This window comes from Microcoleus sp. F10-B2, from assembly GCF_036704965.1.
GTDB lineage: Bacteria > Cyanobacteriota > Cyanobacteriia > Cyanobacteriales > Microcoleaceae > Microcoleus.
The window spans coordinates 54153-60207 of sequence record NZ_JAUBTB010000046.1; the positions used below are offsets into that span (position 1 = coordinate 54153).

General features: G+C 44.5%; 3 protein-coding genes, 1 tRNA gene and 2 pseudogenes. 2 read left to right on the forward strand and 4 right to left on the reverse strand.

The window, feature by feature from the left end:
- Positions 1–20 precede the first annotated feature (20 nt).
- Positions 21–2048 (reverse strand): DNA primase, encoded by a 2028-nt coding sequence (gene dnaG, locus QUA99_RS18790; protein ID WP_333239676.1) that lies wholly within the window; start codon positions 2046–2048, stop codon positions 21–23.
- Between the two features lie 455 nt (positions 2049–2503).
- Between dnaG and QUA99_RS18795 the strand changes: the two genes are divergently transcribed.
- Positions 2504–3439 carry an NAD-dependent epimerase/dehydratase family protein gene (locus tag QUA99_RS18795; RefSeq protein ID WP_333239674.1) on the forward strand — a complete coding sequence of 312 codons (936 nt, stop codon included), beginning with the start codon at positions 2504–2506 and terminating at the stop codon, positions 3437–3439.
- A 142-nt stretch (positions 3440–3581) separates the two neighbouring features.
- On the opposite strand, the gene QUA99_RS18800 is transcribed toward QUA99_RS18795, so the two are convergent.
- The 3 genes and pseudogenes from QUA99_RS18800 to QUA99_RS18810 form a co-directional block, all read right to left on the reverse strand.
- A complete protein-coding gene (locus QUA99_RS18800; protein ID WP_333239672.1) occupies positions 3582–4358 on the reverse strand; it encodes an RNA methyltransferase in 777 nt (258 codons plus the stop codon).
- Between the two features lie 73 nt (positions 4359–4431).
- Positions 4432–4513, reverse strand: a tRNA-Leu gene (locus QUA99_RS18805).
- Between the two features lie 172 nt (positions 4514–4685).
- A pseudogene (locus tag QUA99_RS18810) lies at positions 4686–5755 on the reverse strand (IS630 family transposase).
- Positions 5756–5847: 92 nt separating this feature from the next.
- Between QUA99_RS18810 and QUA99_RS18815 the strand changes: the two are divergent.
- Positions 5848–6055: pseudogene (locus QUA99_RS18815) on the forward strand (IS630 family transposase); the annotation flags it as partial.

Here is a 6055-nt window from a genome sequence, read left to right on the forward strand (position 1 = left end):
AGGACTAAAGTCCTTAACTCCTAGAAATTTCCTCCCCAAGGTACGGATGTTAAATCGTAAAAATTAACTTGACGCAGCCTCTCTAATTCCTTGAGCCATTCTTGTTCGGCACAGAATTGTTGGTGATATTCTATAGCCTCTTCGCCACTGCTAGCGGCCTTGGCTTTTTCCCACATATTGAGTGCAATCCGGCGGCGCTTCATGCTGATAATTTGCTCGATACAGGCGAGGGCAGATCTAATTACTAGAGGGGCGCGATAAACGTTTCTTTGTGAGAACTCGTTTAAGTGAAATAAATGAGAAATTTGATGGAGTTGATGGGGATATTCAATGAAGCTATCTTGCAATTTTAATATTAACTCAGAAGGCGCTACTTGTAAAGACATTTTGTGCAATATTTCTGCATTCACAATCTGATGCCACAAAAATCTGTGGTGAGAAAGGCTAAACTGCACGTCTCTAGCTTCTATTGCTTCCCTGACATCTTGGCGGTGTTCTGGACAGTGCAAGTAAATTTGCAATAATTGCGCTTCTGCTTCTTCTAAAAGACTGCGGGCAACGGCAGATAAGCTTGATTTTGAGCTTGTATTTTCGCTGGTTGCACGCTGCTTTTTATATTGTTTGTTCGGCTTCAGCTTGTTTCTTATTAACAGGGGCATTGTCAAAGATTCGTCTTGACTCTGCCGCTTGGCCCAATCGCTGCTTACTTGATTGAGCAAGTTCTCTGCGAGCATTTTGGTGAGTCTATAATCTCCTTTGCTGAGAATTTCGGCGCACTTTTGCAGGTAATGTGCTAGCTGATTGTCGTCAGTGATATTTGTTAATAATTTGACGATTTTTTTTGTAACTTGCTGGGAAGTATCTGCTTGCTTCAAATCTTGATTGAGGAGCATTTGTTGCAGTTGCCAGTCGATCCACAACGGAGCATTTTCGAGCAATTCTCGATATTGTTCTGGGGAGTATGTTTTGAGATATTCGTCGGCATCTTTGCCGTCGGGAATGTTGAGCACCCGCAGTTGCACTTCTCCTTGATAAGCGAGTTTTTCTATTTCTCCTATCGCGCGTTCTGCTGCTTGAGTTCCTGCTTTGTCGGCGTCGAAGTTGAGGATAATTTGTTTGGAGTCAGTGTACCGCAATAACTGCCGCACTTGGTTTAAACTTAACGCTGTGCCGAGGGAAGCGACGGCGTTGGAGATGCCGGCGGCCTGAAGTGCGATCGCATCAAAATACCCTTCTACCACCACTGCGCGATCGGCTTTGCTAATGGCTGTTTTTGCTGTATCTAAGGCGAATAAAGTTTTGCCTTTGTCGAACAGTTCTGTTTCGGGAGAATTGAGGTATTTCGGCTGTTCGTCGCCGAGAGCTCTGCCGCCGAAACCGATGACTCTGCCTTGGGTATCGCGAATGGGAATCATAATGCGATTGCGGAAGCGATCGTAATAGCCGCTGCCTCCTGATTTGCGCGGTACAATTAATCCAGCTTGTTCTACTAATTGCGCCGGATAGTTTTTCTGTTCTACCAAATAAGTGTAAAGTGCTTCCCAACCTTGGGGTGCATAACCTAATTGAAATTTTTGGATAGTTTCTTCGCCCAGCTTGCGCTCTGATTTGAGATATGCTAAGGGCTCTTCTCCTTGGGTTTGCCGCAAAGCGTGTTCGTAAAACTTGGCTGTTAGTGCTGAGATTTCATACAGTTGTTCCCGCAGAGAAATTTGGCGCTGCAATTCTTGTCGGTGTTCCGGTTCGACTGTTTTGACGGGAACTTGATAATTTTTAGCTAGTTCTAATACTACTTCGCTGAAAGGGCGTTTCTCCAATTCCATGAGAAACTTAAAAGCATTGCCCCCTGCACCGCAGCCGAAACAATAGTACATTTGTTTGCCGGGACTGACTGTAAAGCTGGGAGATTTTTCGTCGTGAAATGGACACAAACCTACGAATTCTTTCCCGCGTTTACGCAACACGACGCGACCGGAAATGACATCTACTATGTCGGCTCTTTGTTTGACTTCTTCGATTGTTTCTGGATGCAGCCGGGGAACTTGCATAGGGCTATTTTAGGCAAATTGAAAGTATAGCGGAAGGAAGAAGGAAGAAGGAAGAAGGAAGAAGGAAGAAGGAAGGAGGAAGAAGGAAGAAGGAAGGAGGAAGAAGGAAGAAGGAAGAAGGAAGGAGGAAGAAGGAAGAAGGAAGGAGGAAGAAGGAAGGAGGAAGGAGGAAGAAGGAAGGAGGAAGAAGGAAGAAGGAAGACAAGCAAGGGTTTTAGTAATTGAGAAAGTGTTAATCGTCTTAGGGATTGCTATATGTTTATTTTGAGCTATCGCACATTTTTAGTAAAGCACAGGACTGACTTTCAGGAATTGCGCACAAAAGCTCAAGAAACCGGGTTTTTATACCAGGGCCAATGGCTGTTACCATGTTTTTTGGTAAAAAACCCGGTTTCTGCCTAGGGCATAACTTTATTGTAAGATATTTACACTAACTGTAAGGAGCATCGAAAATAATGCGAATTTTAATGATGGGCGGTACTCGGTTTATCGGGGTTTATCTTACTAAGATTTTAGCAGCACAAGGGCATGAAGTCGTGTTGTTTAACCGGGGCAACAAGCCTGTACCGGTTGCGGGCGTGAAACAGATTCAGGGCGATCGCACAAATGTCGAACAACTGCAAGAAAAGTTATCGACGGTCGAGTTTGACGCCGTTTTTGACAACAACGGCCGCGAACTCAGCGATACAAAGCCTTTAGCTGAAATATTTAAAGGGCGGGTGCAGCACTTTGTTTACATGAGCTCTGCGGGGGTTTATTTGAAGTCGGATCAAATGCCTCATATTGAAGGGGACGCTACCGATCCTAAAAGCCGGCATTTGGGTAAATGCGAAACCGAAAATTACTTGGCCGAGTCCGGTTTGCCTTGGACTTCGATTCGCCCGACTTACATTTACGGCCCACAAAATTATAACGATTTAGAGGCTTGGTTTTTCGATCGCATTGCGCGCGATCGACCGATTCCGATTCCCGGTAACGGAATGCACTTCACGCAGTTGGGGCACTGTCAGGATTTGGCTAAAGCAATGGCGGCGGTTTTGGGCAACTCTAGGGCGATCGGGCAAATTTACAACGTTTCGGGCGATCGATTTGTCACCTTTGACGGTTTAGCCCGCGCCTGCATTCAAGCCGCAGGCAAATCGCCCGATGCGATTAAGATTGTACACTACGATCCGAAACAATTTGACTTCGGCAAAAAGAAAGCTTTCCCGATGAGATTGCAGCACTTTTTCGCTTCAGTTAATAAAGCTGTCACCGAGCTTAACTGGCAGCCGGAATTTGACTTAGTTTCGGGATTGAAAGATTCTTTTCACAATGATTATCTCGTTTCAGGACGTGACAAAGCTGAGATAGATTTTTCTGTCGATGATGAGATTTTGAAATCCATTTAAAGTAAAATTAAAGTAAGGTGCAGACTACGCACCTTACCAAGGTGAAGGGATAAAAATAGCAAAAATAGCAATGCAATTAATGATTTGAAGTTACAGATATCGATCTAACCGCCCCAACAGATAATGACCGATCGCCAATTGACTAATGACTTCTTTGGCGTTGAGCTTCGTACAAGATGAGGGCTGCGGCGATCGACACATTTAAAGATTCTACGCCGCGACTCAGGGGGATTTGGATTTGCCGATCGGCCAAACTCCTCAATTCTTCCGACAAACCAGAGCCTTCGTTCCCCAAAACTATCAGAGTCGGCACTCGCAAATCTACTTCCCAATAACTTAAACTGGCTCCGGCGACGGTTGCTAAAATTTGCATTCCTCGATTTTTATACGCCCAGACTTCGGCGGTTAAATCTGGAGTGACTGCCATTGGCAGCTTAAACCAAGCTCCTGCCGAGGCGCGCAGCACTTTGGGATGGTCTAAATCGGCGCTGTCTGCGCTTAGCAGCAAACCGTCGGCATTAGCAGCCGCAGCCGTGCGGACGATCGCCCCCAAGTTACCGGGATCTTGGATTGTTTCTAGGGCTATTCCTAAAGTTGACAATTTTGCGGGATCTGTTGCAGTGCGGGGTGCGGTGGCGACAATGCCGTCGGGTTGGACTGTCGTGGCGATCGACTCTAATACTTTGGCACTTACTAACTCTGTGCGATCGGCTAAATTAGCAACTTCCTCCCAAAGTTTCCCGTGCTCCTCCAGCCATTCGGGAGTGCAGCAAACCGTTGCTAGCGGGTATTTGGCAGCGCAAGCTTCCTCCAGCAAGTGCGTCCCTTCGAGTAAAAATAATTGTTGTTCCCTGCGTCCCTTCGAGCTGTGCAGCTTGCGGATTTCTTTAACTAGGGGGTTTTGAATACTTGTCAGCATTGTTTAATTCAGCAGAGCGAATGGGGTTATTGCCTTTACCGGGTTAACCCCAAACTTCTTTCTGCCTTTGGAATGCGGAACCCGGGACTTGAACCCGGAAGGCTTGCACCACATGAACCTGAATCATGCGCGTCTACCAATTCCGCCAGTTCCGCATCGGTCACGAATTACTACTGTGCCCTATCTTTGGGAAACTGTCAAGTGTTTTGGGGAATTTATTTTTTTGTGGGCTGCGAGTAATAGGGAGAACTTTGAGATCCCCCCTATCCACCCTGCTGAGGAATAAAAAATAAATAACTTATATCATGTCCCGGTACTTACCCATAATTAAGCAGCAACTAGAACTTGAGGCCACCAGTGAAAGTTTGTCAAACCCCGAATTAAATCTTGTTGTTGGAGTAATTGTTTGCAACGATCAAATAAAACCTCTTCTAATTCATCAAGGTTTTCAAATGTTCGATTAGCAAGAGGCTCATTTGTAAGTGGCCAAAGTCTTTCTGCGCCTTTGTAGTTCTGGAGAGTGAGATGGCATCTCAACAATGTGAATACCTTTTGGGACTTCAAGTTTCCCGGCAGTATGCCAAAGATCTCGATCCAAAGCTAGTACAACTTGCTGATTTTCCCCAAGCTTAAAATGTTGAGCTTGCATCCGCTAAAACTTGATTAAAAATTTCGGTATTTACAAAGGGTAGAATCCACCAATATGTTTCTCCCGACTGCGGATGAACTTTCGCCGTATAACCATAACCATTGAAATCGCCAATTAACGTTTGCTACGGGTACTGTCCATTCATCTACCCACATCTTTCTAATTATTGGTTTAAGCCCGACTCTATGTTCATCCATTGTCCAAACTTCTACATCGGCGTCGGCGTACTTTTCTTGAACTTGAGTCACCGTTTTTGCTAGTTTTTTTTCCATTGTTCCTGTTCCGTAAAGTCTGCTTCCTGATGAGAGGGTCGAGCTACTCTCAAACGTAGTCTCATTGCCTTCAAATACTCCCAGCCTCGTTGTCTACTAACTGAACTTCCTAATAATTCACTCATCCAATTTGCAACTTTCTGTCCGTTCCAAAGCCCACCAACAGTTGGAGGTGATTGTAGCGCTTGCCATAGTTGTGGTTGTTGCACGTCATTCAAAAGTGTATCGGCACCTTGATGTTCATGCCTTTTATCTCCAAGTGATTTTGGACCAATGCGGTTATACCCCCAAACTAGTTCATAAATCCAACTGAGACTGTAACCAGTTATTTGTGAAACCTCTCGGCTACTTCTGCCAGATGCTAATAACCAGATAATTTGGTAATGACTTATTTCAACAGGGTATGAAGCTTGACGGTAACGCTGTTCTAGTTCTCGTAACGATAGATGTGGTTCAATGCTAATACGTTTTGGTATGGGTCAGATAGGATGCTTTTTACAAAGGGTATAAGCTGAGACGCAGCTAGATTGTATAATATAAAAAAATAAGCAATCATTAGTTATAGTGTATGCCAGCCAAAAATCATCTATCTCAAAATCAAAAACAGAGACTCATTAAAATACTAAAAGAGTCTGACGATAACTATGTGAGGGAAAAAGTTCTAATTTTATTGCTAATAAATGACGGGAAAACTTATCAAGAAATTAGTGAATTTATGGAGATTGCTTACACAACAGTAGCTTATTGGTCAGTGCATGGCGACCCAGATAATTTGG